21 protein-coding genes are annotated in these 25,403 nt (G+C 42.7%); 5 read left to right on the top strand and 16 right to left on the bottom strand.

The genetic code is table 11. The features are described from left to right. Positions 1 to 20: 20 nt before the first annotated feature. Positions 21 to 1,562: an Asp-tRNA(Asn)/Glu-tRNA(Gln) amidotransferase subunit GatA gene (gatA, locus tag HXT44_RS00300; RefSeq protein WP_004105890.1), complete on the bottom strand. Its 1,542-nt coding sequence runs from the start codon at positions 1,560 to 1,562 to the stop codon at positions 21 to 23. 3 nt (positions 1,563 to 1,565) lie between these two features. Continuing rightward, complete coding sequence (gatC, locus tag HXT44_RS00295; protein WP_004105888.1) at positions 1,566 to 1,862, bottom strand: Asp-tRNA(Asn)/Glu-tRNA(Gln) amidotransferase subunit GatC; 297 nt, start codon at positions 1,860 to 1,862, stop codon at positions 1,566 to 1,568. A gap of 500 nt (positions 1,863 to 2,362) precedes the next feature. Here gatC and vly point away from each other — a divergent pair, with 500 nt between their 5' ends. Next, positions 2,363 to 3,913 (top strand): cholesterol-dependent cytolysin vaginolysin, encoded by a 1,551-nt coding sequence (gene vly / locus HXT44_RS00290; RefSeq protein ID WP_004574203.1) that lies wholly within the window; start codon positions 2,363 to 2,365, stop codon positions 3,911 to 3,913. A gap of 138 nt (positions 3,914 to 4,051) precedes the next feature. Then, positions 4,052 to 4,546 carry an ATP-binding cassette domain-containing protein gene (locus tag HXT44_RS00285; protein ID WP_421782913.1) on the top strand — a complete coding sequence of 165 codons (495 nt, stop codon included), beginning with the start codon at positions 4,052 to 4,054 and terminating at the stop codon, positions 4,544 to 4,546. A 224-nt stretch (positions 4,547 to 4,770) separates the two neighbouring features. Here HXT44_RS00285 and HXT44_RS00280 read toward each other — a convergent pair whose 3' ends face one another. The 10 genes from HXT44_RS00280 to clpB all read right to left on the bottom strand — a co-directional run bounded on the left by HXT44_RS00280 (position 4,771) and on the right by clpB (position 16,173). Continuing rightward, a complete protein-coding gene (locus tag HXT44_RS00280) occupies positions 4,771 to 5,760 on the bottom strand; it encodes an ABC transporter permease subunit (protein WP_076002565.1) in 990 nt (329 codons plus the stop codon). After that, positions 5,757 to 6,749, bottom strand: a complete 993-nt coding sequence (locus HXT44_RS00275) for an ATP-binding cassette domain-containing protein (RefSeq protein WP_288231411.1) — start codon at positions 6,747 to 6,749, stop codon at positions 5,757 to 5,759. The genes HXT44_RS00280 and HXT44_RS00275 overlap by 4 nt, the downstream gene beginning before the upstream one ends. 160 nt (positions 6,750 to 6,909) lie before the next feature. Beyond that, positions 6,910 to 7,716 carry a TrmH family RNA methyltransferase gene (locus HXT44_RS00270; protein WP_288231412.1) on the bottom strand — a complete coding sequence of 269 codons (807 nt, stop codon included), beginning with the start codon at positions 7,714 to 7,716 and terminating at the stop codon, positions 6,910 to 6,912. A 57-nt stretch (positions 7,717 to 7,773) separates the two neighbouring features. Beyond that, positions 7,774 to 8,541: a hypothetical protein gene (locus HXT44_RS00265; RefSeq protein ID WP_421782910.1), complete on the bottom strand. Its 768-nt coding sequence runs from the start codon at positions 8,539 to 8,541 to the stop codon at positions 7,774 to 7,776. A 56-nt stretch (positions 8,542 to 8,597) separates the two neighbouring features. Beyond that, positions 8,598 to 9,938, bottom strand: a complete 1,341-nt coding sequence (rmuC, locus tag HXT44_RS00260; protein WP_410311965.1) for a DNA recombination protein RmuC — start codon at positions 9,936 to 9,938, stop codon at positions 8,598 to 8,600. 54 nt (positions 9,939 to 9,992) lie between these two features. After that, on the bottom strand, positions 9,993 to 10,724 hold the full coding sequence (locus tag HXT44_RS00255; protein WP_102155539.1) for a hypothetical protein: 732 nt from the start codon (positions 10,722 to 10,724) through the stop codon (positions 9,993 to 9,995). Continuing rightward, positions 10,714 to 11,808 (bottom strand): hypothetical protein, encoded by a 1,095-nt coding sequence (locus HXT44_RS00250; RefSeq protein WP_102155790.1) that lies wholly within the window; start codon positions 11,806 to 11,808, stop codon positions 10,714 to 10,716. The genes HXT44_RS00255 and HXT44_RS00250 overlap by 11 nt, the downstream gene beginning before the upstream one ends. 533 nt (positions 11,809 to 12,341) lie before the next feature. Beyond that, positions 12,342 to 13,109, bottom strand: a complete 768-nt coding sequence (locus HXT44_RS00245) for an ABC transporter ATP-binding protein (RefSeq protein WP_421782907.1) — start codon at positions 13,107 to 13,109, stop codon at positions 12,342 to 12,344. A gap of 26 nt (positions 13,110 to 13,135) precedes the next feature. Beyond that, positions 13,136 to 13,297: a hypothetical protein gene (locus HXT44_RS00240; protein ID WP_004136515.1), complete on the bottom strand. Its 162-nt coding sequence runs from the start codon at positions 13,295 to 13,297 to the stop codon at positions 13,136 to 13,138. A 281-nt stretch (positions 13,298 to 13,578) separates the two neighbouring features. Then, a complete protein-coding gene (gene clpB / locus HXT44_RS00235) occupies positions 13,579 to 16,173 on the bottom strand; it encodes an ATP-dependent chaperone ClpB (protein ID WP_421782905.1) in 2,595 nt (864 codons plus the stop codon). 391 nt (positions 16,174 to 16,564) lie between these two features. On the opposite strand from clpB, the gene HXT44_RS00230 reads away from it, so the two are divergent. After that, positions 16,565 to 17,272 (top strand): cell wall hydrolase, encoded by a 708-nt coding sequence (locus HXT44_RS00230; RefSeq protein ID WP_421782903.1) that lies wholly within the window; start codon positions 16,565 to 16,567, stop codon positions 17,270 to 17,272. After that, positions 17,208 to 18,548 (top strand): hypothetical protein, encoded by a 1,341-nt coding sequence (locus HXT44_RS00225; RefSeq protein ID WP_421782901.1) that lies wholly within the window; start codon positions 17,208 to 17,210, stop codon positions 18,546 to 18,548. The genes HXT44_RS00230 and HXT44_RS00225 overlap by 65 nt, the downstream gene beginning before the upstream one ends. A 73-nt stretch (positions 18,549 to 18,621) precedes the next feature. On the opposite strand, the gene HXT44_RS00220 is transcribed toward HXT44_RS00225, so the two are convergent. The 4 genes from HXT44_RS00220 to HXT44_RS00205 all read right to left on the bottom strand — a co-directional run bounded on the left by HXT44_RS00220 (position 18,622) and on the right by HXT44_RS00205 (position 22,250). Further along, positions 18,622 to 19,437: a fumarylacetoacetate hydrolase family protein gene (locus tag HXT44_RS00220; RefSeq protein ID WP_421782898.1), complete on the bottom strand. Its 816-nt coding sequence runs from the start codon at positions 19,435 to 19,437 to the stop codon at positions 18,622 to 18,624. Between the two features lie 21 nt (positions 19,438 to 19,458). Next, entirely contained in the window at positions 19,459 to 20,259 is an 801-nt protein-coding gene (locus HXT44_RS00215; protein WP_421782896.1) for a YggS family pyridoxal phosphate-dependent enzyme, read from the bottom strand. A gap of 34 nt (positions 20,260 to 20,293) precedes the next feature. Beyond that, positions 20,294 to 21,343, bottom strand: a complete 1,050-nt coding sequence (locus HXT44_RS00210) for a glutamyl-Q tRNA(Asp) synthetase (RefSeq protein WP_421783231.1) — start codon at positions 21,341 to 21,343, stop codon at positions 20,294 to 20,296. 175 nt (positions 21,344 to 21,518) lie between these two features. Further along, positions 21,519 to 22,250 (bottom strand): MIP/aquaporin family protein, encoded by a 732-nt coding sequence (locus HXT44_RS00205; RefSeq protein ID WP_421782894.1) that lies wholly within the window; start codon positions 22,248 to 22,250, stop codon positions 21,519 to 21,521. A 662-nt stretch (positions 22,251 to 22,912) separates the two neighbouring features. On the opposite strand from HXT44_RS00205, the gene HXT44_RS00200 reads away from it, so the two are divergent. Then, the gene (locus HXT44_RS00200; protein ID WP_004110091.1) at positions 22,913 to 25,150 is read left to right on the top strand and encodes an RNA degradosome polyphosphate kinase; all 2,238 of its coding nucleotides are present in this window, start codon (positions 22,913 to 22,915) and stop codon (positions 25,148 to 25,150) included. Positions 25,151 to 25,403 lie beyond the last annotated feature (253 nt).

The following is a 25,403-nucleotide window of genomic DNA, read 5'->3' as shown; positions in this document are numbered from 1 at the left end:
TACTTAAGCTTTACTTCACTTTACTTAGCCAATGAATCGAGCCAACCAGCTTTAAGCGACTTCCAAATTGGACCGCCCCACTGCTCTTCGAGCGCTGCTTCCAACGCTGCTGCAGGCTTGTACATCTTTTCATCGTGGCATTGCGGAGCAATAATCTGAATGCCAACAGGCAAACCGTCGTCGCTTAAGCCAGCTGGGAGGCTCAAAGCAGGAACTCCAGCCATGTTTGCAGGAATTGTAGCAATATCGTTCATGTACATAGAAAGTGGATCATCCATCTTCTCGCCAAACTTAAATGCCGTTGTAGGGCTTGTTGGAGAAACAAGAACATCTACTTTCTTAAACGCTTCTTCAAAATCGCGAATAATAAGCGTACGAACTTTTTGTGCAGAGCCATACCAAGCATCGTAGTAGCCAGCGGAAAGTGCGTAAGTGCCGAGAATAATACGACGCTTTACTTCGTCGCCAAAGCCAGCTTCACGAGTTGCAGCCATCATATTTGCAGCAGTCTGAGGCTTGTCTGCTGGTGGCATGACGCGCAAACCGTAGCGCATACCGTCGTAGCGAGCCAAATTAGAGCTAACTTCTGAAGGCATAATAATGTAATAAGCAGCCAAAGAGTAAGGGAAGTGAGGGCAAGAAACTTCCGTAACCTCTGCGCCCATATCCTTAAGCAATTGCACAGCTTCATTAAAGCGTGCTTCAACGCCTGGCTGGAAGCCTTCACCGCTAAGCTCCTTAACTAAACCAACCTTCAAGCCCTTCAAATCACGGCGAGCGCCCTCACGAGCAGCTTGAGCCATTGGAGGAACAGGAGCTGGAATAGAAGTAGAATCGCGCCTATCGTTACCGCCGATAATTTCCTGCAAAAGCGCAGAATCAAGAACGGTACGAGAAACAGGTCCAATCTGGTCGAGAGAGCTTGCCATAGCGATTGCACCAAAACGGCTAACACCACCGTAAGTTGGCTTTGCGCCGACTGTACCAGTTAAAGCACCTGGCTGGCGAATAGAACCACCAGTATCTGTACCCAAAGCAATAGGAGCTTCGAATGCAGCAACAGCTGCAGCTGAACCGCCGCCGGAACCACCAGGAACACGCTCAGTATCCCAAGGATTGCAAGTAGTTTGATAAGCAGAATGTTCTGTAGAAGAACCTTGAGCAAACTCATCCAAATTAGTCTTGCCGAGAATTGGCATGCCAGCTGCTTTGAGCTTTTCAATAACAGTAGCATCGTAAGGTGGAACCCAGCCTTCGAGGATCTTCGATGCTGCAGTAGTAGGAATGCCCTTAGTGACAATCATGTCTTTAATGGCAATTGGCACACCAGCCAACTCAGGCAATCCTTCAGTCTCACCCTTAGCGTTCTTAGCATCAAAAGCATCTGCCTGCTCGAGAGCAATATCTGCAGAAACATGCAAGAATGCCTTAATTTCTGGCTCTGCAGATTCAATGACTGCCAAGTGAGCTTCAACAAGTTCACGGCTAGAAACTTCTTTAGCTTTTACAGCCTTTGCCATATCGGCAGCAGAAAGTTTTACCAAATCTTGAGTATTAGTCATGTTTTATTCCTCCCCCAAAATTCGAGGCGCTACAAACATGCCAGACTCACTTCTAGGAGCATCCGAAAGAGCTTCTTCTTGAGTCAAAGGTGTAGCAGGCTCATCTGGACGCAAATAAGCTTCCAAAGGCACTGGATTTGCAGTAGGTGGCACATCTTCGCCAGCAACTTCCTGCACTTTATTAATAGATTCTGCAATGACGTTTAATTCGCCTTGCAAGCGACTGATTTCTTCGTCGCTTAAAGCAATCTGGGACAAAACGCCCAAATGCTCAATTTCTTCGCGTGTGAATGTAGGCATAACCTCAACTATATGTGTGATACGTGACCTTCGTTAGTAGAAAAAAGCAATGTGGATAAAAGCTTTACGAGAGTTATTTGTTGATTATTTTTGTTTTATTGAGAAAGTACTACAAATTAATTTTTTAAGACTGAAGCAATTAAAAATTGCGCATGCGTAACACTAAATAATACTTGCACAAATATTTTGCATATATTTTCACAAAATTATCACGAATCAAAATACGTAAAATCCGCTCGTTTTATCTGTCAACACGCCGAAACAACAAAACTGACGTAACCAAAAAGTGTTGGTATTTCAGCATTATTTAAACTTTTGTTTGAAACTTAAAAAAATTATTTTAAACAATTATCGCATAAATAAAAAGTGTGTAATAATCATGTGATGTGAGAAGCTGAAGCTGATGCACTGAAGCATATATATGCACTGAAGCACGTATTTTGCGGCATCTCACTGAAAAATAATTTGAAATAAAATCTAATAAAAATCGAAGGATACATATGAAGAGCACAAAGTTCTACCGTAATGCAGCAATGTTGTTGCTCGCGGGCGCGACTATTATTCCACAATGCTTAGCAGTTCCAGCAATGGCAGATTCTTCCACAAAGCCTTCTGCACCAGCTGCATCTTGCGCAGCTAGCAAGGACTCGCTGAACAACTACTTGTGGGATTTGCATTACGATAAAACAAATATTCTCGCACGTCACGGCGAAACAATTAACAATAAATTCTCCAGCGACAGCTTCAACAAGAACGGCGAATTCGTTGTTGTTGAGCATCAGAAGAAGAACATCACCAATACAACGTCAAACTTGTCGGTAACTTCGGCCAACAATGATCGCGTGTATCCTGGTGCATTATTCCGCGCTGACCAGAATTTGATGGATAACATGCCAAGCTTGATTTCAGCAAATCGCGCACCATTAACTTTGAGCATTGATTTGCCAGGCTTCCACGGCGGCGAGAGTGCTGTAACTGTGCAACATCCAACCAAGAGCTCCGTTACTTCAGCAGTTAACGGTTTAGTTTCTAAATGGAATGCACAATATGCAGCAAGCCATCATGTAGCAGCTCGTATGCAGTATGATTCCGCAAGCGCACAAAGCATGAACCAGCTCAAGGCTAAGTTTGGTGCTGATTTTGCAAAGATTGGCGTACCGCTGAAGATTGATTTCGATGCGGTACACAAGGGTGAGAAGCAGACTCAAATTGTGAACTTCAAGCAAACTTACTACACAGTAAGCGTCGACGCTCCAGATAGCCCAGCAGATTTCTTTGCTCCATGCACCACGCCAGAAAGCTTGAAGAACCGTGGCGTTGACAGCAAACGCCCACCAGTTTACGTGTCAAACGTAGCTTATGGTCGCTCAATGTACGTAAAGTTCGATACCACCAGCAAGAGCACTGATTTCCAGGCTGCAGTAGAAGCAGCAATTAAGGGCGTAGAAATCAAGCCAAACACCGAATTCCATCGCATTCTCCAGAATACTTCTGTTACTGCAGTGATTCTCGGCGGCAGCGCTAACGGTGCAGCAAAGGTTATTACCGGCAATATCGATACGCTAAAGGCTTTGATTCAGGAAGGTGCAAATTTGAGCACCTCTAGCCCAGCTGTTCCAATCGCTTACACTACTTCCTTCGTAAAAGATAACGAAGTAGCAACTCTCCAGAGCAACAGCGATTATGTTGAGACTAAGGTTTCTGCTTACCGTGACGGTTATTTGACCTTGGATCACCGTGGAGCTTATGTAGCTCGCTACTACGTCTACTGGGATGAGTACGGCACTGATATCGACGGAACTCCATACGTACGTTCTCGCGCTTGGGAAGGAAACGGCAAGTATCGTACCGCTCACTTCAGCACAACGATTCAGTTCAAGGGCAATGTGCGCAATCTTCGCATTAAGTTGGAAGAAAAGACCGGCTTAGTATGGGAACCATGGCGTACAGTGTACAACCGTACTGATTTGCCGTTGGTTCGCCAGCGCACAATCAAGAACTGGGGCACAACCTTGTGGCCTCGCGTTGCTGAAACTGTAAAGAATGACTGAACTCATATTGCAATTGAGCATAAATAAATAAAACTGAAAAATTAAGGACTTTATCTTATAGCCAGTTATGAGATGAAGTCCTTAATTTTTTACACAAATAGGATTTTTTTATTACATTTTTAGCAGTAGGATTTAGTTATGTTAGAGATACAAAATATATCTAAGTACTATAAAAAACAGCAAGTACTAAATAATATTTCTTTTGTAGCAGAAGATGGTAAAGTTACAGGTTTTGTTGGACCTAACGGTTCCGGAAAATCAACTGCACTATATTGCGCATTGGGACTCATAAAAGCCAATGGAGGTGAAGCATTATTCGACGGCGTCCCATACAAAAAATTTAATTCCCCAATAGAAACAGTCGGCACAGTATTAGATTTAAAAGCTAATTATAGAAATACTAGTGCTATAAAAAAGCTCACATTCGTCGCGAAGTATTGCAAAATTCCAAAAACGCGCGTATCGGAGATTATGGATATTGCCGGAATCAGCTCTATACAAAATATGAAAATTAAAGAAATATCAACCGGCATGCGCAACCACAACATGCTAAGCCTACTACCGAGCTACCATTGCCTGATACTTCATATATTGGCTCATCCTCAATTTGCTAAAAAGAAACAAGATGATTAGGATTCTCAAGAAAATACACAATGAGCTTAGTGCCAGAATTAGTGCCATCTATTATTACTATGGCTGCTTGGGCTATCGCGTTATTTGCAGCTGGGTGCTCTATTTCTAGCAAGAAGAAGAATTAGAAATTAGTATCGGCAAATAGTTGCAACAAATAAGCCCCGCTCACTTGCTCAGTAATGATTGCAATTGAACAGGGCTTATTTTATTTATACTTACTATGTTTAAATATCGCGATGCTTTTCAATAACGTAGCCAATTGCGTACATGACTACAGCCCAAGCGAGAACTACCAAACCGGACTGCCACCATTCGAAAGCAACATTTACATTTGATGCGAATTTTCCGTTAGAGCTAGAAGAATCACCCAAGAACTGACTTACAGCTGTGGCTGGCAAAAGCTGAGTAAGCACTAAAGTCCATTTTGCAAAACCACTTGAAATCACAATAATGCTAAGAACAGTAGGCAAAATCATCACAGCTCCAATAACGCACATAATTCCGCCAGCAGTTGACTTGCAAATCATGCCGAAGCCGTACGCCATTGCTGCCACAACAACCATAATTACAGGAGATCCAAGGAACAGCATAAGAGGTAATTGCCATGTTCTACTTCCAGACAAGCCTGAGATATTCTCACCCATAAATGCTAATTCTGCAGCAACTAATGAAACTGCCATTGCAATAAGTTGTACCACAAAAACGTAGATTGCGATTGCAACAAACTTAGCGGTAAAGAACATACCCCTTCGAGGTACAGAAGTAAGCGAAGCTTGAATTGAAGTTGTGGAATGCTCAGCTGTTATAGCAAGCACTGCAAAAATCGCAATAACAATCAAAGATATAGAGGCAAAACTAATAACTAAGTTGAAAATACCTTCTTGAGAAGAAATAAGGCTGCTTTTATCGCTCGGCCCCATGGTGACTGCACCGCTTGATTTGCTAGCAGACGCACCCTGTTTAGTAAAGTCAACTTTAGATATTGCTTTTTGCACAATCGCGATAATAAAGCTGAAAACTACAGGCAAAACAATGGCCAATGCCATGCACCACCAAGTGGATGCAAGCCCACGCAACTTAACCATCTCAGATTTAAGAGAGTGCATAAATGTAAGACGTAGGTGCTGAGCGTTCATGCTTCTGCCGGTTTTGTAAGAGTTGCTTGTTGCTTGATCAACAGATTGATTAACAGATTGATTAATTTGCTCACTCATTTTGCGCTTCCTCCATCTGCATATTGCGTTCCAGTCGCAGCAGTAGCATTTGGCAATGCTTTTGTTACGTACTGCTCTTGACCGTGCGTAAGAGCCAAATATGCTTCCTCAAGCGATGCGTGCTCTTGATTTAGCTGGTAAACCATAATTTGATTATCTGCAATTTCGCGAGCAAGTTGATTAAGCTCGCAACCTGTTACCTTAAAAAGTTCGCCTTCTTGAGCGTCTTGAGACGTGCGCTTATCAGGCAAAATCTTGCATTCCGGACGATTTTGAGCGAGCACCGACTTTAGTTTTTCGCCTTCAGGAGTCACTAAACGTATAGCATGCTGAGAATGTGCATTAACAAAATCTTGTACTGTTGTGCGCTCCAAAATTTCGCCATGCGCAATAATCACAAGATTATCTGCAGTAAGCGCGACTTCGCTCATTAAGTGAGAACTAAGTAGTATTGCACGACCTTGACTTGCGTAATACTTGCATAATTCTCGAACCCACTTAACGCCTTCTGGATCCAAGCCGTTAACCGGTTCGTCAAGTATGAGATTGTGCGGATCTGCTAAAAGAGCTGCAGCAATGGAAAGACGCTGACCCATACCAAGCGAGAAGGAACCTGCCTTGCGATTTTTTACACTAGTCAAACCAGTAATATCAATGACTTCATCGACACGTTTCTTTGATATTCCGTGAGTTAAAGCCAGTGAATACAGGTGATTGTAAGCCGTTCGACCTCTGTGGGCAGACTTTGCATCAAGAACTGCTCCCACTTCCGTCATTGGGGATGTGATTTTTGCGTAAGGTTTTCCGTCAATAAGAGAAGTGCCACTATTGGCATGAATAAGATTTAACGCGCAACGCATGGTGGTAGATTTACCAGCGCCATTAGGACCTAAAAAGCCCGTGACTTTACCGTCTTCGGCGACGAAAGAAACGTCGTTAAGCACTGTTTTTGCGCCGAAACGCTTTGTAATATGTTGAAATTCTAACATAAATTAACAATATCACAAATAAAAAAAAATACACATTAAATGTAAGCGTTTATGAGTACAAGCTACTGCGTTTTAACTAATACTGCTGATGAGATTCTGCTGACAAAATTCTGCTACCGAAATTCTGCTACCGAAATTCTAATTAATATTTTATTAAGATTCAGCAATTTGGCACTGCATGTTGCGCAATCCACGCGTGCATGGAAACAGCTGCAGCTGCTCCCGCGTTTAGTGAGCGAACAGAGCCGAATTGCGAAATATAAACAACGTCATCCGCCATTTGTAACGCTTTTTTAGAAAGACCCGGACCTTCTGCACCAAAAAGCATAAGGCAACGTTTAGGGAACTTGTAGGTTTCCATAGCAACAGCACCTGGAATAATATCGAGCGCTATAACGCGAGCGTTTTTAGCATCTTGTTCCTTGATATTTGCGATTTTTTCGGCTTCTTTATTGCCTTCTGCCTGCGCTTTAAGCAAAAGTTGATGCGCTTCTTCTGCTTCTCGTGCTATATTTTCGCGCCAATTAGTTACTAGAGTTTCAATAGTTGGGCAGCACTCAACGTATTGGTAAAGCTCAGTCATTAACGAGCCTTTACGATTCCATTTATGAGGCCCTACAATATACACTTTTTTCGCTGTAAACGCGTTTGCAGTGCGAACCATAGAGCCTATATTAAAATCGTGAGTCCAATTTTCTACAGCTACTTCAAACTCATGACGACCTTTAGAATCGAGATCCGCTTTTATGGCTTCTACTTTCCAGTATCGGTAGCGGTCTAGAACGTTACGCTGGTCACCTTCGTCTAGTAATTCAGTGCTAAACCGCGCATCATAATTTGGCGATTCTGGATTATCTGGACGAGGCTCACCTGGATGCTCTTCTTCCCACGGGCCAACTCCTATAGGTCGAAATTCTGGCTCATCGGAAGCTTTTGCAGCCAAAGTAATTGGATTCGGTTCGTGCATGTGTGAGTTTTGCTCCGTTTAATACTTTTGCTTAGTATTGGCAGCTAGTATTTGCAACTAGTCTTGGCAGCCGTCTGTTGCGCAATCTCCTGTGCAACCTGACTTGCAATGACCGCCACAGCAGTTATCCTCGCAGCAAGACTCAGTGCAACCATCATGCTTGCAATCACCGGTGCATTCAACTTTGCAATCACCGCCACAGCAGTTGTCTTCACAGCAGTCTTTGTGCGATTCATTTGCACGCAATTCTCCTTCGTCAAAAGCTTGTACAAATGCCATTTTAGTACTCTCCTCATTTATTGGATTTATTACTTGGAGGTATCTCTTGCCTTGTAAGTCAGCATCAACGCCACCAATTAATGCAACTATAGCAAGAATTTGCGCGCCTTGCTTCTGTACTATGCCAAAATCGAGACTTAATTCATTGCCGTGTCGCAAAGTTACTAGTGAAGAAGTTTGAACATACGATTTTTCAGAAAGCCAAGAATCAAGCAACAATACTCGCTTGCCTTTAACAAACGAACCTTTTGTTGCAGGGAAAACAAAATCCATAACAAAGCCGTCGAGTGTAATTCCTTTACGTTCTGCAGCATGAATAAGTGCAAAAACCATCGGCACTGCAGCAGCAGTTAACGCACCAATAGCGTCAACATCGCGTTCTAACGAATACCCAGCTTTCTCAATTGCATCAAAAAGAACATCACCAACCAACTTGGAGCCGCGCTGAGCAAATGTAACAGAAAACAGTTCACTAAATGGTTTCGCACGCATATCCGCATAAAGCATGCGCTTAAGTTCAGCTCGTTCCTTTTGTAATTCTGTCATTTTGCACTCCTTAGCGTTTAGAGTTGTTCAATTTTTGACGCTTTGATGTTTTTTGCTTAACGATCTTCTACTGATACTTCCGGAGCGCTCAACTCTTTAACATCAGCTTTGTCAGAGTCAATAAGATCTATTGAAGCAATAACTTTACTTTGATCTAACTTCTGAAGTTTACGCGCTGTTACCAACACTCGCGACTCAAGCGAAGAAGCAAACTTATTGTAAGCTGCAACTGTTCTTGCCAAAGATACGCCAAGTTTTGAAGCATTTTCTCCAAGAACTGCAAAGCGATCATACAATTCTCGAGATAAATCGAAAAGTTCTTTCGCATCATCTGTAAGACTTTGCTGCTGCCATGCGTACGCAACAGACTTAAGCACGGCCCACAAAGTAACTGGGGAAGTGAGTGCTACTTTTTGCGCAAAAGCATCATCCATAAGCGTTGGATCTGCCTCAAGAGCTGCCTGAAGCAATGCTTCGTTTGGAATAAATGCAACTACAAAGTCTGGTGCTGTTTCAAAAGCCTGCCAATATGCTTTAGCTCCTAATGCTCTAACGTGCTCTCGCAAAGCCTTAGCGTGCGCTTTTAGAAGCTCGCTTCTTCTAGCTAATTCTTCGTCACTTGCATTATCTGGTATTTCGCAAGCGCGCTGATAATCCGCATACGGAACTTTTGCATCAACTGGAATTGTTTTGCCTCCTGGCAGATGCACAACCATATCTGGCCTCTGCTGTTCGCCATTTACTCCAGTTACAACAACCTGCGTATCAAAATCAACATGCTCAAGCAAGCCTGCAGATTCAACAATATTCTTTAGTTGAGCCTCACCCCAAGCTCCGCGAACCTTATTATTTCGCAATGCTGCAGAAAGCGAACTTGTTTCGCGGTCAAGCCTTGTTTGCTGCTCACTTAACCCTTTAAGCTGAGTGCTTAGCACGCCCATTTCTTGCTTACGCCCTTCTTCAATCTGCGAAACTTTATTCTTCAATGCTTCGAGATTGTCTTTTACTGGAGCAAGCGCTTCCAAAACTTTACCTTGCTCTTTCAAAGTTTTTTCACGATTTAACCGTTCGCGTTCTTCTCGCTCTGCGCGCAATTGTTCTTCGCGATTCACTCGCAATTGCTCTGCCTGCTGCGCTTTAGCAAGTTCTGCTTCAACAAACTTTAATCGCTCAGCAAGCTGCTCTGCTTGCGTGCGATAGCGTATAGCCTGATTGCCATTTTCTTGAGCTTGAGCGCGCGCTTGTTCATACTGCGAGCGCAATTCGTTAAATTCGCGCTGGTTTACGCCATTAGCGCCTTGCGTTCCAGAGTTGTGCTTAACAATAGCCAGCACAACAATGGCGGTTATTACAACAGCAACCACCATTAAAACAAACATCACAATATTATCGAACATACGTTCTATTAAACACTATTGAGTTGACTTTTGAAATATAATTAAACACGTCTTTTAAGCACGTTCAAAATAAAGCAATCCACGTCCACATGTGCCACTCCATAGGCAAACTGCAATTACAGTAAGCACAACAACGACATATAACAATATGGATTGTCCAGGGATTACAGGCAAAGTTCCAGAAGGATACCATCGCAAAATCAATCCAATTTTACTTTGCAAACCTTGTGTAGCAATATTCATCACCACTAAAAAGACACCAAATGCAAGACCGTAAAACCTTCCAAAACAGGCTAATCCAATCATTATGAGCACAATATCAATCCACGCATTACCTAAAATCATCTGCAATGTACTAAATAACTGCAAGTCAATTATACGAACAATTAACACTGAAGCGCCAAATGAAACAAACAAACACAATAAAGCAGCACTCAATGCATATATTCGCAACCTTTTCATCACGAAACGTTCCCACGATACCATAATCGGAGCAAGACAAACGAATGCCGCGGCAATAAACCCAACTACAATAACTTCATACAGAGGAACAACAAAATTAACAACACTACTACCAGATTGACATTGAAACGTTATACCTTCTACCGCATTATGCACATTAGCAGAATCCGGCAAACAAATATTACCAACATAAACTGGCAACTGCGTTACAAATGATCTGAATATAATAAGCATTAAAGAAGGAAGGACTACGGACAATAAAATTGCAATAATTGCAAAAATATAATGCCTACCTTCAAGCCAAGCGCGAAAATTATTTTTCATGCTTATCACCAAGTTCCGATAAGACTTGTTGTGGAGTTATGCGGCATTGATTAAGTTCTTTAACATGATTTTTTACAAATTGCTTCAGCTTAGCATCATCAGCATTATTAATACTCATAGCCACTTTATCGTTTGCTTCACCTGGAATAAATCCATATGACCCATACACATCATTACTTATACGAGAAGGAAGCTGAGCAAGCAAAAATGCTGTAACAGAAGCGTTTGAATCAAGATTCTTTTTTACATATACTTCTTTCATAGCACTTGATGCACATTTTGCAGGCACAAATTTTTGTAACACTTCTTGAGCGATACCAGTCATATCACCATATTTCTCAGAACGCCTAACAAATGTATCTGTTTGTTGTTGAATAACAGTAGCTTTAAGATTACGTAACTTTATTAAACCACTATTAGTAAGATTCCAAGATTTTTCAGTATTTGTTGGAGTAAACGCATTTCCAAGCACAAGCACAATTCCTTTGCCTTGCGAATCTCTCTGATTCTTAGGAAACCAAGAAGCAACAGTTTTCAGATGTTTAACAGCACGAAGTTTACGAATATAAGCTTCTTCAGGATGTACACAAACAGAAAAAGCAGTATCTTTAAACGTCGTACACTGAGGCACAAAAGGTCCAGAGCGAATCCAAGGTTTTGGACCCCACATAGCTATACAACAAGCACATACTATTGGCATAATTAAAGAAATACTTATTGCTTTTATGCACCAATAAGATCCCTTTTGCCAAAAATATCTAATATGCGCGCAACAAAGAATGCATGAAACGATAACAACACACACAAAGAATATGCGCAAAGTCACCAACCATGGGTTCATACGCAAACCAGGCTCAGCACCAATACCAGCATCCGACACTGGAAGTATTGCATATAAACTACTACCCCAATATCTAGGAAAAATATCTCCCTGAGGTATGGTGCCATTATGCATTATAATGACACCATAAATACAGCACCAAATTATTGCAAAAGATAATAAAGCTGAGAATACAATTGCCCAACGATTGCCAATAATTACTCCTAAAGCAAAACCAATTGCAAAAAATGCACTTGGCGTCACGCCTCCACATAATAGTGGAAAATACGGAAAATTTGTAATATTTACATCACTCTGAATTACTGTTGGCAATATACTTACGCAATATAACAAACTGCACAGTATAGCGCCTTTTAGTATAGGAATAGCGTAACGACTGGCTGATTTTCCTGCACACCACGCAGAATTAACCAAACATCTAGGCGAGCAAGCTTTACATGAACACCATGCGCCAAAAATGCAAGCAACAATATCAGACAAACAATGCATCCACGTGACATCAATTCTTAACCAAAGCGCATAATTATTATTATGCGCTAAAAAATTTGCCACACCCAAAAAAATAGGATATGCAATCAAAAATAAGCTAAAAATACAACTGCTTATTAGAGATAATGGGTACATAATACGTGAAATAATTGTGCACTTCTTATGACTTTTCGTAAAAAATCTGAATTCAGTTAAAAAGTTAGAATATTGACGCATATTTAATCACATCCCTACTTGCTACCACATTAACGAAATAAGAAACTATACATATCTAGTTACTGCTACTACTAATTTTTATGAAATTTAGATAGCAAATGCCTATACCCTGATTCCCATGGAGTTACCATAAGATCTTCACGATTAGCATATTGAAGAAGATTATCCATTTTCCCATCAAGCAATATAATTCCTTCATTAAGAACTATAACCCGATCCGCAATTACTGCTAAATCTTCTACTAAATGTGTACTGACAATAATAGTATGCTTTTGCGAATAAGACTTAAGAAAATTACGAATATCAATACGCTGCTCAGGATCTAAACCAACAGTAGGCTCATCAAGTATTAGTACTGCAGGCTGACTAGCAATCACACAAGCAATACCAGCACGCTGACGCTGACCTCCTGATATTTTAGCAACTATGCGATGTGCTTGTTTTTCCAAGCCAACCTGTTTGAGAGCATTCCAAGCAGCCTGATACGCAGCGTTCCACGATAAACCTCGCGCCCATGCGGCATATTGAACATTTTTTAACACACTCGATGCATTCATAAGTTCAAATGATTGTGGCAAATAACCAATATTTGACCGAGCTTTAGCCCTTTCCGCACGATCAGTTACGTCAAAGCCATGAACAAAAAGTTTCCCACTAGAGGGAGCATAAATCGTCGCTATAACGTTAAGCAGAGTAGTTTTCCCAGCACCATTTGGCCCCAAAAGACCACATATGCCAAAAGATAAATCTATAGAAAGATTATGCAAAATTTGTTTTTTCCCATACGAAAAATTCACATTAACAAGTTGCACATCTGAGCACGTATATGATTCTTGCATATCTCACCACTTAATAACTAGACTACTTACCTACAACTTCGTATATTTTCTCTGTCTATTCCAACTACAGAACCACTCATCTGAGCATAAGCTGACATTGGCATAGCATAAGCAATAGTAGAACGCGCAACTATTGCAAATCCTTCCTTTGCGAACATATTCGTATCTCCATTTTCAATCTGCTTCATAACGTATTCAGCCTTGAATACATACACGCATTTTATAATAATTCAATATAAAAAAAATAGATTTTTACAAAAACCAATTAAAATTTTAAAAGATACGCATATTCGATAATGCCAATTATCAGCAATAACTCGAAAAATTAAGGGGGAATTCCACCTTTTTATTTCAAGTTCATTCTACAAATATTTTTTATTTAGATAAAAAAATAGCGTGCTGTCTACTGGGGAATAATCCAACAAACAGCACGCTTTGTTTTATTTGACTACATTGAAGAATGCAGGCACTACGCAATCTTTAGGGTCACATGGTCGCTAGTATTCTCACAATCCGCAACTACGCGTGCACCATCATGCACCTTTCCAGAAAGCAACAATCGCGCAAGTTGATCGCCAATTTCCGTTTGAACCAATCTACGCAACGGACGAGCACCATAAACTGGATCATAGCCATGCTCCGCAAGCCAAGCGCGAGCAGAATCACTCACATCCAAGCTAATACGGCGGTCGCTCAAGCGTGCAGCCACTTGACGAACTTGAATATCCACAATTCCACCAAGCTCTTCGCGGCTCAACGGATGGAACATAACAAGCTCATCCAAACGGTTAATGAACTCTGGCTTAAACTCAGCGTGAACAGCGTTCATAACAGCCTTGCGTTTAGCAGCATCGTCCAAGCCTTCTTGTACAAGGAATTGCGAACCCAAGTTTGATGTCATAATCAAAATCGTATTCGTAAAATCAACCGTTCTACCTTGTCCGTCAGTCAAACGACCATCGTCCAAAACCTGCAACAAAACGTCGAATACTTCTGGATGTGCCTTCTCGACTTCGTCAAAAAGCACTACAGAATACGGACGTCTACGCACAGCTTCAGTAAGCTGGCCGCCTTCCTCGTAGCCAATGTAACCAGGAGCAGCACCGATAAGCCGCGATACGGAAGCCTTTTCCATGTACTCGCTCATATCAATGCGAACCATTGCACGCTCGTCGTCAAACAAAAAGTCAGCAAGAGCCTTAGCAAGCTCCGTCTTACCAACGCCAGTAGGACCCAAGAACAAGAAGGAACCAGTTGGGCGATTCGGGTCTGCAATTCCAGCACGGCTTCTGCGCACAGCATCCGCTATAGCCTGAATTGCTTCACTTTGACCAACCACACGCTTAGAAAGCTCCTTTTCCATGTTGAGCAGCTTCTCATTTTCGCCTTGCATCAAGCGACCAACAGGAATGCCCGTCCATTCGCTAACGACTCCTGCAATAGAATCAGCATCAACCTGATCCGGAACCATTGGCTCTTTCGCTTCACTTTTAGCATTAGCAGCCTGCGATTCCGCTTCTTCCAAAGCTTTTTGAATGCTTGGGATTTCGCCATACAAAATACGGCTTGCTTGTTCCAAATTGCCTTCACGCGTGAATTTGTCGGCTTCTACGCGCTTAGCATCGAGTTGCGCTCGCAAATCACCAACCTTGTTGTGACCAGCCTTTTCCGCATCCCAACGCGCTTTCAATCCAGCAAGCTTTTCGCGCGAGTTAGCTAATTCTTCTTGCAACTTTTCTAAGCGTTCGCGCGCAGCAGCATCTTCCGCTTTCTTTAATTGCATTTCCTCCATTTCAAGACGCGTAACTTTGCGCTGCAATTCATCGATTTCTTCTGGCTGAGAATCAAGCTCCATACGCAAGTGAGCTGCCGCTTCATCCACCAAATCAATCGCCTTATCTGGAAGCTGACGACCGGTAATATAGCGGTTTGAAAGCGTTGCTGCAGCTACGATTGCATCGTCACTAATCGTCACCTTGTGGTGCGCTTCGTAACGTTGCTTAAGTCCACGCAAAATCGTCACCGTATCTTCAACAGATGGCTCGCCAACAAACACTTGCTGGAATCTGCGTTCAAGCGCAGAATCCTTTTCAATATGCTCACGATACTCGTTAAGCGTAGTCGCGCCAACCAAGCGCAGCTCACCGCGCGCAAGCATTGGCTTAAGCATATTGCCAGCATCCATTGAACCTTCTGCAGATCCCGCGCCAACAACAGTGTGAATTTCGTCAATAAACGTAATAATTTGACCGTCTGATTGTTGAATTTCCTTCAACACTGCTTTTAAGCGTTCCTCAAACTCGCCGCGATACTTCGAACCTGCAACCATCGAAGCCAAGTCAAGACTGATAAGACGCTTGTTTTGCAAAGTCGTAGGCACATCCCCTGCAACGATTCGCTGAGCTAATCCTTCTACAACTGCCGTTTTTCCAACGCCCGGCTCGCCAATCAGCACAGGATTATTCTTCGTGCGGCGAGAAAGAATCTGAATCACGCGGCGAATCTCCTGGTCTCGTCCAATTACTGGGTCGAGCTTTCCTTCGCGAGCGCGCGCAGTCATATCAACAGAATACTTTTCGAGTGCTTTGTAGTTGCCTTCCGCGTCTGGGCTTGTAACTTTTGTGCCTCCGCGTACAGTTGGCACAGCTTTTCGCAACGCGTCTGCGGAAACGTTGTGCTTTTTGAAAATATCCGCAACTGCATTCGGCGCGCTCGCAACTATGCCAATAAGCATGTGCTCCGTAGAAACGTATTCGTCTCCCATTGCGCGCATTTCTTTTTCTGCCTGGCTTAGCGCAGCCAAAAGCTGACGGCTTGCATCTGGCTTAGTTGTAGTTGAGCCAGTAGATGAAGGCAATGACACTAATGCGTTGCGAATTTCAGCACCGATTTGTTGCGCATCTGCCCCCGTTTGCGCAATAAGCGCGCGAACGACGCCCTGCTCTTGACGAAGTAAAGCATCCACCAAATGCAAAGTGTCAACTTGCGCGTTGCCAGCTGCAGCCGCACTTTGCACAGCATCACTTAATGCGTCTTGCGCTAAGGTTGTAAACTTTTGTTCCATATCTACCTCACTTCCACGAAAGCTGTAAAACACATTTCAGTTAAGTCAAATCGCTGCAACTTTTGTTGCAACCTTTATTGCAACTCTCGTTGCAATTTCAAGCTTTTTGACGATACTTTCGAGTTCTAACGAGCTTTCACTTTCATGTATCTGATACGTATAACAGATTTTTCTATAACTTTATTCCTAAAACTTGAGTGTACTAGACTCAAGTTTTGAAATCAAGATTAAGGGCTATTCCCTAAAATCAATCACATGTTGCATATTTAAGGTGAAATTGCAATGTTTTACGAATATTTTATAGACTGACTTCTGCAAATAATCTACAATATAAATATATCGTCGGCGACATATTACAGGTAAAATTATCCACAATAACAATGAGGCTATTATGAATAAGAAACTTTTTAAAACAATTACAATTGCAGCTGTTTTATGCGTACTATGGCCTACATCTTCCGCTTTTGCCAAAGAATCATATGATGATAAATTATCAAATTTTGCAAATGCGTTACCCTATTACGTAAATAAAGAAAAGCTAGATAAAAGCGTGCAAGAAATAGCTCAATATCATCATTGGAGCAAAGAAAAAGCGCTCGATGCAGAAATGGAATTATTGCAAAATCCAAATATCAATAAATACCAACAAGATAAATCTTCCAGCCAAGCAACTATAGCGCTACCAAACGCTCAACATCGTGGTGATTTTTATTTCACTCCTGCAGGACTACATGGTCACACAGACATTTACTCGCAAAAAAATAAAATTGTTGAGGCAGTAGGACCAGGAGAAGTAGCTAGAGAAAAACTAGCTTCCGAGACTCTTGTAGCTCCAGGAGCAATAATACGTTCTGTTAATACATCTAATGCCAATAGAGCAAAAGCTGCAGATCGAGCTCGAACTTATATCGGTCGTGGATATAATAGTGCTTTCTTCCAACCGCATAAAAACGACTGGGGAGGACTACATTGCGCGCAATTAGTCTGGGCTTCTTATAAATATGGCGCTGGAATAGACATTGACGATGGCGACGATGAACTCGTCTGGCCTTGGGATCTTGAAAAAACAACAAAAGCCACAACATACAGAAAGCTTTGATGACAAGATGAAACAATTAAGCAAGAAGATAATTATTGTTTTACTGTGCTTTTCTGCCACCGTCATCGCATCAGCTATATTGTTTCTACTGTTTTGGCAGCAGATGCCTACACAAATTAGTTATAAACAAGCAAATCTTTCACATGCCGTTGGCGCTGTGGCAATAAGTGACATGACTGCCGGCAAAGAGAAGAAGCGAGATGGATTCATCGTATTACTCAACAACGATGGAACTTCTCAAACTATTACCACTTCTGCCATTGAATCTCCTAGCATATTATGGAACACTGATGGTTTGTATTTCGTAGATGCTAAATTTGACTATTTCCTTGCCCAAAAAAGTAACATGCGTATTGCAATTAAACATCACAAAAAATTACCTGCTGCACAAGCTGGAATTTTTGAAAATAATCAGCACGAAGTTATTAGTGTTCTTGACCACGGTTTTACTCGCACTAGGAAAAATCAACTCGAATTCAATAGTATTACCCTTGGCAAACCGCGAAATACAGATATTATGCAATCACGTATATATGATGTATCGAGCGCTTGCGAGAGTGGCACGTACACCATTAGCCCCAGCGACAATGGAACTAATAGTTTTAATGGAACAAATGGATTCGTAATAAAAAAACTCCAAGATTCAATACCCGTAAAACATATACTCAAAAATTCTGAAACGACGGTACATAGTTTTTCTACGATAGGAAACGATACAGCTCCTTGCATTCGCAACACCATCATTTCGATTGGAGACACAACGGAATATAAAAAAGACGATCCTGAATTTACTTTCACCACGTACGGTATTAATCGGTGGAATACGCAATCAGGAAAATTTGATTTTATACCGCTAACCTTGCAAAATAAGCGCATAGCCTATAACTATGGGGAAAAACACGATTTTGAAAATATTTCATATGGGAATAGGACAATGCTCAATGATCGCGAGCTCTTAGCACTCGACCAAGGCACAGGCGTGCTGTATAAAATTAATACAATTACTGGGAAAACGCAAATTACATTTACCATCCCAGTAAATACTTCAAGCAAGTTCAATCCAAAAAGATATTGGATGCAAACCACTAAAAATGCTATAGCAATTTTAGATAACGCAAATGGAGAAAAGACACCACAATCTACATTGTATTTTCTTAACAAAAAGAATTTCAAACTACAACAAACTGTGCATTTTGATAACACAACAAGTAATCTTCTTGCTGGGAAAGTAGATGGATGTCATTTCAGCGATTTTGCAATTAATCCACAAATGTAGACGATTTGCTAAATTACAGTTTATGGAAAAACTTAGGGGTGTCTTACAAATAAGACACCCCTTCCTTTAACTCTTATTCACTTACAACAACGTTTCGCAAATAACCGATGCCATCTACGTGCACGATAGCTTCGTCACCTGCGCGTAAAGTCCCAGCCGGGTATGGAGTTCCTGTCAAAATCACATCTCCCGGAAGAAGCGTTGAGAAGCTTGAAATCGCAGCAATTTGCTCAGGAATACTGTGAATAAGTCGAGCTGTAGTTCCATCGGCTTCCGGCACATTTTTACCATTAAGCGTAAATGAGATATGCGCGTCTCGCCAATTTAGCTCAGTTGTAATCCATGGGCCTAGCGGGCAAGAAGTGTCGAAACCTTTTGCGCGCGTCCACATTGGGTCGCTACCTGCGCAATCTCGTAAAGTTACGTCGTTTACGCAAGTAAAGCCAAAAACGTAATCCATTGCAGTATCTGCCGACACATTTTTGGCGATTTTGCCCATAACAACAGCCACTTCTGGCTCAAAATTCATGTCGTTTGAGCAAGTAGGAATAACAATCGGATCGTCAGGTCCTATTACAGAAGTGCTCGGCTTTGTAAAAATCACCATATCTGCAGCAGTATGCGAAGAAGCCGCAGAAGAAGTAGCGCGCTCATCGTCAGAACGTGTATCATAATTTTTCGCCAATCCGTACACTTTTGACGGAATTACAGGCACAAGCAAGCGCACGCCATCCGCATCCAACGCGTAACGTTTACCAGTTAGTTTAACTCCTTGCGAGCTTAAAGGATGACCTTCAAGTGCTACTAAATAATCTTTACCGTCGGCTTCGTCTTTTTGAACGAAAGCGTATTGCGGAACTTCATTATATGAAAAACGTGCAATTCTCATAGTTCAAGATTACGCAGCACACTACACAAATGCGCGTGGGCCAAAGATTGCCGAACCGATCCTAACCATTGTTGAACCTTCGGCAATCGCCCACGCAAAATCGCCGGACATTCCCATCGAAAGCTCTAATTTTGCAGAGTTTCCATCATGATCCTGCGCAAGTTGTTCACTCACACAATCTCTAATTTCTCGCAATTTTGCGAAACCACTTCTCACTATTTTTTCATCATCCACGCGCGCTCCAAGTGTCATAAATCCGTGCAAATTAAGCGCAGGCAGGCTAGATATAGCGAGAGCTTCGTCAATCGCACGTTCTGGCGCGCATCCGGATTTTGTAGATTCTCCCGAAACGTTTACTTCCAACATAACGTTTGTGCAAAGTCCCAAATTTTGCGCGCGAGCAGATATTTTTTGCGCAAGATTAATGCCGTCAACCGACTGAATACCATTTGCAAGCGGTAAAACTTTGTTTATTTTATTGCTTTGCAGCTGACCAATTAAGTAGAGCGGAATTTCGCCGTTTACACCAACGCTTAAACCTTCTCTAGCAGCTTCCGCGCGTAAAATTTCGGCTTTTGCAACGATTTCTTGTGGGCGATTTTCCCCAATTACTCTCACTCCAGCTTTAAGCGCTGCCATAATTTCGCCAACATCTCGCGTTTTAGTTGCGGCAAGTAGCGTAACCGACTCAGCTTTACGACCATAATGCGATTCGGCTTGAGCAATGGCGTCTTGCACGCTGTGCACGCCGTCGGCAATTTGACGCGCACGAACACAATCAACCTCAGTATTCGCTAAATCTTTTTGCGCCATATATGCCATTTATTGCCCCAATCTATCAATCTAAATACATAGTTTAGTCGAGGAAGGGCACGGATTTGTCGGCTAGGTTTGCGCGAACAGAATCCCACGGCGTTTCGTCGTTTTCAAACAACGCAAGCGCATCGGCTGCGCTCATATCTACAGGCTGATTTTGCTCAGGATTCTTGTATCCCAAAAGATACATGCAATAGCCAATCATGCGCTCGGCACTCCAGCCAGATTCACGAAGCGCACCAACGTCTAGCGAGTGCTTGCTTTTTGCGAGTCGCTCGCCTTGTGCGTTATCAATCAGCGGTAAATGCGCAAATTGCGGACGCACATAGTGCATGCCATAAGCCGCAAAAAATCCCGATTTTTCAAGCAGCTCACCAATCCAAATTTGAAGCGCTGCCGAACGAAGCAAATCGCGGCCGCGCACAATATCATTTACTCCGCTCAAGACATCGTCAACAACAACAGCAAGCTGATAAGAAAAAACGCCATCCGCGCGGCGAATCACCATATCCCCCAAATCGCGATCAATGTTAAACGATTGCGCGCCAAAAATCGCGTCTTCAAAACTCACATTTGCTTGCAGCGAATCAGCCGAGGGAACAGCAAGTCGCAAAGAATGTTGCTGATTATTTTGCAAACGCTTTTCGATTTGCGCCAAGCCTTGTGCATTTTTGCGAAGATTTCTGCACGTACCTGGGTAGCGTATAAAACCGTCGCCTTCTTGCGGAGCTGCAATCGCTCGAATATCGGAACGCGAGCAAAAACACGGGTAAATCAACGAATTTCCGTCAGCATCTTGCAAAGATTCTAACGCATCAAGAGCTTCTTGGTAGATTGCAGTGCGCTCATGCTGATAAGTAGGCTCACCAACCCAATCAAGACCAGCCCACTTCAAATCGTCAATAACTCGCGCGCTAGCATCTTTCGGCATTCGCGCAATATCAAGATCTTCCAAACGCAAAAGCATGTGGCCACCCTGCGATTTTGCAGAAAGCCACGCAGCCAACATTGCTACCATGTTTCCAATATGCATACGCCCGGAAGGAGTCGGCGCAAAACGACCAATTGCAATAGTTGACTTCGAAAACATGATTTCGTCTTTCTTAAAATCTTTCTTAAAATCTTTTCCAATATTTTTCTTAATAAGCACAAGCTTGCAAAGCATAAACTTGCAAAATAAAAAGCGCGTAACGCATTCATACTAGCATTACGCGCTTCTTACAATCGCAATAAACCGCAATCAATCACAGTTAAAAGCAAATGTTTTATGCAAATAACGACTTATACATAACCACACCCAAGATTGCGCCGGCAATAGGAGCAATAACTGGAATCCACGCTTCACCCCAGCGAGAAGATCCCTTGTGCGGAATTGGCAAAATTGCGTGAAGCAAACGCGGCATAAGATCACGAGCAGGATTCAAAGCAGGACCAGTTGGACCACCCATAGAAGTCACCAAGCCCCAAACAACGAAGCCAACGACGATTGAAGCACCAGCCAAATTCTTCTCACCCCAAGGAGAAGTAAGGCAGCAAAGTGCAGCTAAAACAAGCACAAGTGTGCCGAAGAACTCGTTAAGGAAGTAGTTAATTTTGTTGTTATACGCATCCGTAGTGCAGAAAGTGCCAAGAATTGCTTCTGGCTCCTCAGTTTCGTTGTAATGCGGCAAATAAGTTACGTACACAATAAGCTGACCAACCAGCGCGCCTAAAAGCTGAGCTACAATATAAGGCGCAACGTTAGCCCACGGGAACATGCCGTTTACAGCTTGCGCAATTGTCATAGCAGGATTGATATGCGCACCTGAGATTCCGCCAAACATGAGCACTGGGAACATCACGCCAAAACCGTAGCCCATAGCAATATTTAGCCAGCCAGCATGGTGTCCTTTAGTATTTTTTAATTCAACGTTTGCTACAGCACCGTTTCCGAAAATCATGAGAATAGCAGTGCCAATAAATTCTGCAGCCAACATTGCCATAAACGAATGTTGCATGGTCCTTCGATCCTTCTTACTTGTTTCAAACTCCACACACGTAATCACGCGTATAAATAACGACTCGTCGCTTAACAATCGTCCAACAACTCGCAATTGCGATTAGCACAGCATGGAACACAATATATTCTCATTTTCAAAGAAGCTAAGAAAATGAATTCCAACATTTATTCTTTGATAGTTTCCCTTATACGCGCGACAGTCTGCGTAAATAGTAAAATCACCCTCACACCAAAAGAGGCCCGCCACTTTGGCGAGCCTCTTATCTACAAAAACAATATCTGCGGTTTCATCTTCACAACATCCTCGTTGCAACGGTTAAAGTCTTAAATATCCCGTCCAACGTCCACGGATTTCATATCCATACACTTTTGTGGGTTACCGCTATCTCTTTTTTGTTTTTGTAATTATTATTATCATCGTTTTTTGTCTAATAGTAAAGAGCAAATTAGCCTTTGTTAACATATTGTCACTACTGTTCAATTGCACACGAAAAATCGTAACTCTTGCGGCATTTTGTGAACATGCAAAGGTTGTCATGTTAAATTACGTTCGCATGAGACACACTCCGGCGTGTCGCAAGATATTTTTCGAGTGCAAAGCAAGCAATAAAATCGACACTCAGTCGCGCACTTCCCTTGCAACGCATACAATTACAGAATATGGTACAAATTTTTGACGCTCCCTCAAAGGCGATACTGCGCGGTCAAATTGCCGAACACATCGCCGAAGATGAAAAGGCAGAAAAGCGTGAAGCTCGTGAGGGTGAGCTACCGTTGCCAAAAGATCGTTTCTTCGACCGAGAATTAAGCTGGTTGAAGTTCAATCGTCGCGTGCTCGAGTTGGCTCAGAATACAGATTTGCCACTTCTTGAACGCGCTAATTTTGCTGCTATATTTGCGTCAAATCTCGACGAATTCTTTATGGTTAGAGTTGCAGGATTAAAGCGCAGAATAGATTCTGGCATAGCAGTAACTGCAGCATCCGGCTTAAGTCCTCGTCAGCAATTGCGCGCTATTAGTGAGGTCACTCACCGCCGCCAAGATGAGCACGCTCACTATGTTATTGAGCACATTCTTCCTGAGCTTGCCAAACAGCGCATTGTGTTGCTCAGCTGGGACAAGCTTACAGAATCAGAAAAAGCACGTTTGTCTGATTACTACAAAAAGCAAGTGTTCCCTGTTCTTACGCCTCTTGCAGTGGATCCTGCTCACCCATTCCCGTACATTTCCGGCAAGTCTATTAACTTGGCTGTTATCGTCGAAAATCCAAATTCTGGAAAGTCACATTTTGCTCGCGTAAAGATTCCAGATAATTTGAATCGCCTTGTACCAGTTGACGATTTAACAGACGAAGAAGGTCGCGAAGAGCGCTACGGCTTCATCACTATGGAAAAGCTGATTGCAGCACACTTGGAATCACTTTTCCCAGGAATGATTATTAAGGAAGCTCGCTCTTTCCGCGTTACGCGTAACGAAGATATTGACGTTGAGGAAGACGATGCAGAAAACTTGCTTAACGCTATGGAGAAGGAACTTCTTCGCCGCCGCTTTGGACCGCCAATTCGTTTGGAAATTTCTAACGAGGCCAGCCCATTCCTTTCTCAGCTTCTTGCAAATCAACTTCGCGTAAGCCCTGAGGAAGTATATCGTTTGCCTTCGCCGCTTGATATGACGGTATTGTTTGAATTGCAGGCGCTTGACCGCCCAGATTTGAAGTATCGTCCGTTTATTCCTACTACAAACCGTCAAATTGCGGAAGTTGAAACTAGCCACGCGCAAGATATTTTCGCTTCTATTCGCGAGCATGACATTTTGTTGCATCATCCTTACGATTCGTTCTCTACTTCTGTACAGGCATTCCTCGCGCAGGCTGCTGCAGATCCAAAAGTGCTTGCAATTAAGCAAACTTTGTATCGAACGTCTAGCAATTCGCCAATTATTGACGCTCTTGTTGACGCAGCTCACGCTGGCAAACAGGTACTTGCGCTGGTTGAGATTAAGGCACGATTTGACGAGGACGCAAATATTGCTTGGGCTCGTAAGCTTGAGCGCGCAGGCGTTCACGTTGTGTACGGCATTGTTGGTTTGAAGACTCACTGCAAGCTTTCACTCGTGGTACGCCAAGAAGCAGAAGGGTTGCGTCGCTACTGCCACGTTGGCACAGGTAATTACAATCCTAAGACTGCTCGCCTTTACACTGATTTGGGGTTGCTTACTTGCGATCCTGTAGTCGGACAAGATTTGACTCGCTTGTTTAACCAGCTTTCCGGTTATGCTCCAAAGTCAAGCTTCCATCGCTTACTTGTAGCTCCACGAACCGTTCGCACTGGCATTATTCAGCGTATTCGCCGCGAGGAAGCCGCAGCTCTTGCTGGCAAGGAAGCGTGGATTAAGATTAAGGTCAATTCCGTAGTTGATGAGCAAACTATTGACGCTTTATACCGTGCTTCTCAAGCTGGCGTGAAGATTGATATTGTTGAGCGTGGAATTTGCTCACTGAAGCCTGGCATTGAGGGATTGAGTGAGAATATTCGCGTTCGTTCTATTCTTGGTCGATTCCTTGAGCACAGCCGTATTTACGCGTTCGCTAATTCTTGTGGCCCGCAGATTGGTGACGGTCCTGCAAGTGGTCCAGAAGTGTGGATTGGCTCGGCTGATTTAATGCACCGCAATCTTGATCGTCGAGTTGAAACCCTAGTTCGCATTACTGCGCCTGATCAAGTTGAAGCATTAATTCAGTATATTGATTTGCAAATGGCTGATTCAACTGTTTCGTGGTGGATGGATGGCGACGGCACGTATACCTTGCATTCTCGTGATAAGGAAGGTCGTCCACTCGTTGACAGCCAGGCTTACTTAATTCATACTCACACGCGTAAGCCTCGCGGCGCGAATTAATCGCAAGTAACTAATAAACAATAAGCAAGAGCCAGATTCAGTAACATGTTTCTGGCTCTTGTTGTGATTATTACTCCTTTATAATCTGGCTAAATCTCAAGCATTCCCGGCAATAGCCGAAAATCTTCTACAGCACCATTTGCCAGTTTTAGGATGTTTTTTGAGCAATTATTTGCCAGTTTTAGGAGGTTTTATGTGACAATTGAGTATTTATAATATTGTTACGTACAATATAACAGTTCTATCCCTATCT

It is taken from the genome of Gardnerella sp. DNF01198P, from assembly GCF_049244165.1.
GTDB classification, from domain to species: Bacteria; Actinomycetota; Actinomycetes; order Actinomycetales; family Bifidobacteriaceae; genus Bifidobacterium; species Bifidobacterium swidsinskii.
This window is presented reverse-complemented; position numbering and strand designations above follow the sequence as displayed.

What these genes read in the sequence shown, in the direction of transcription:
- HXT44_RS00225 (WP_421782901.1), top strand. Translation starts at nt 17,208, where the DNA reads ATGAACTCGTCTGGCCTTGGGATCTTGAAAAAACAACAAAAGCCACAA.
- HXT44_RS00220 (WP_421782898.1), bottom strand. Translation starts at nt 19,437, where the DNA reads ATGAGAATTGCACGTTTTTCATATAATGAAGTTCCGCAATACGCTTTC.
- HXT44_RS00240 (WP_004136515.1), bottom strand. Translation starts at nt 13,297, where the DNA reads ATGAAGCAGATTGAAAATGGAGATACGAATATGTTCGCAAAGGAAGGA.
- HXT44_RS00210 (WP_421783231.1), bottom strand. Translation starts at nt 21,343, where the DNA reads ATGTTTTCGAAGTCAACTATTGCAATTGGTCGTTTTGCGCCGACTCCT.
- HXT44_RS00265 (WP_421782910.1), bottom strand. Translation starts at nt 8,541, where the DNA reads ATGACAGAATTACAAAAGGAACGAGCTGAACTTAAGCGCATGCTTTAT.
- HXT44_RS00270 (WP_288231412.1), bottom strand. Translation starts at nt 7,716, where the DNA reads ATGCACGAACCGAATCCAATTACTTTGGCTGCAAAAGCTTCCGATGAG.
- HXT44_RS00200 (WP_004110091.1), top strand. Translation starts at nt 22,913, where the DNA reads ATGGTACAAATTTTTGACGCTCCCTCAAAGGCGATACTGCGCGGTCAA.
- clpB (WP_421782905.1), bottom strand. Translation starts at nt 16,173, where the DNA reads ATGGAACAAAAGTTTACAACCTTAGCGCAAGACGCATTAAGTGATGCT.
- HXT44_RS00215 (WP_421782896.1), bottom strand. Translation starts at nt 20,259, where the DNA reads ATGGCATATATGGCGCAAAAAGATTTAGCGAATACTGAGGTTGATTGT.
- gatA (WP_004105890.1), bottom strand. Translation starts at nt 1,562, where the DNA reads ATGACTAATACTCAAGATTTGGTAAAACTTTCTGCTGCCGATATGGCA.
- HXT44_RS00230 (WP_421782903.1), top strand. Translation starts at nt 16,565, where the DNA reads ATGAATAAGAAACTTTTTAAAACAATTACAATTGCAGCTGTTTTATGC.
- HXT44_RS00275 (WP_288231411.1), bottom strand. Translation starts at nt 6,749, where the DNA reads ATGTTAGAATTTCAACATATTACAAAGCGTTTCGGCGCAAAAACAGTG.
- HXT44_RS00255 (WP_102155539.1), bottom strand. Translation starts at nt 10,724, where the DNA reads ATGAAAAATAATTTTCGCGCTTGGCTTGAAGGTAGGCATTATATTTTT.
- HXT44_RS00280 (WP_076002565.1), bottom strand. Translation starts at nt 5,760, where the DNA reads ATGAGTGAGCAAATTAATCAATCTGTTAATCAATCTGTTGATCAAGCA.
- gatC (WP_004105888.1), bottom strand. Translation starts at nt 1,862, where the DNA reads ATGCCTACATTCACACGCGAAGAAATTGAGCATTTGGGCGTTTTGTCC.
- vly (WP_004574203.1), top strand. Translation starts at nt 2,363, where the DNA reads ATGAAGAGCACAAAGTTCTACCGTAATGCAGCAATGTTGTTGCTCGCG.
- HXT44_RS00245 (WP_421782907.1), bottom strand. Translation starts at nt 13,109, where the DNA reads ATGCAAGAATCATATACGTGCTCAGATGTGCAACTTGTTAATGTGAAT.
- HXT44_RS00285 (WP_421782913.1), top strand. Translation starts at nt 4,052, where the DNA reads ATGTTAGAGATACAAAATATATCTAAGTACTATAAAAAACAGCAAGTA.
- HXT44_RS00205 (WP_421782894.1), bottom strand. Translation starts at nt 22,250, where the DNA reads ATGCAACATTCGTTTATGGCAATGTTGGCTGCAGAATTTATTGGCACT.
- rmuC (WP_410311965.1), bottom strand. Translation starts at nt 9,938, where the DNA reads ATGTTCGATAATATTGTGATGTTTGTTTTAATGGTGGTTGCTGTTGTA.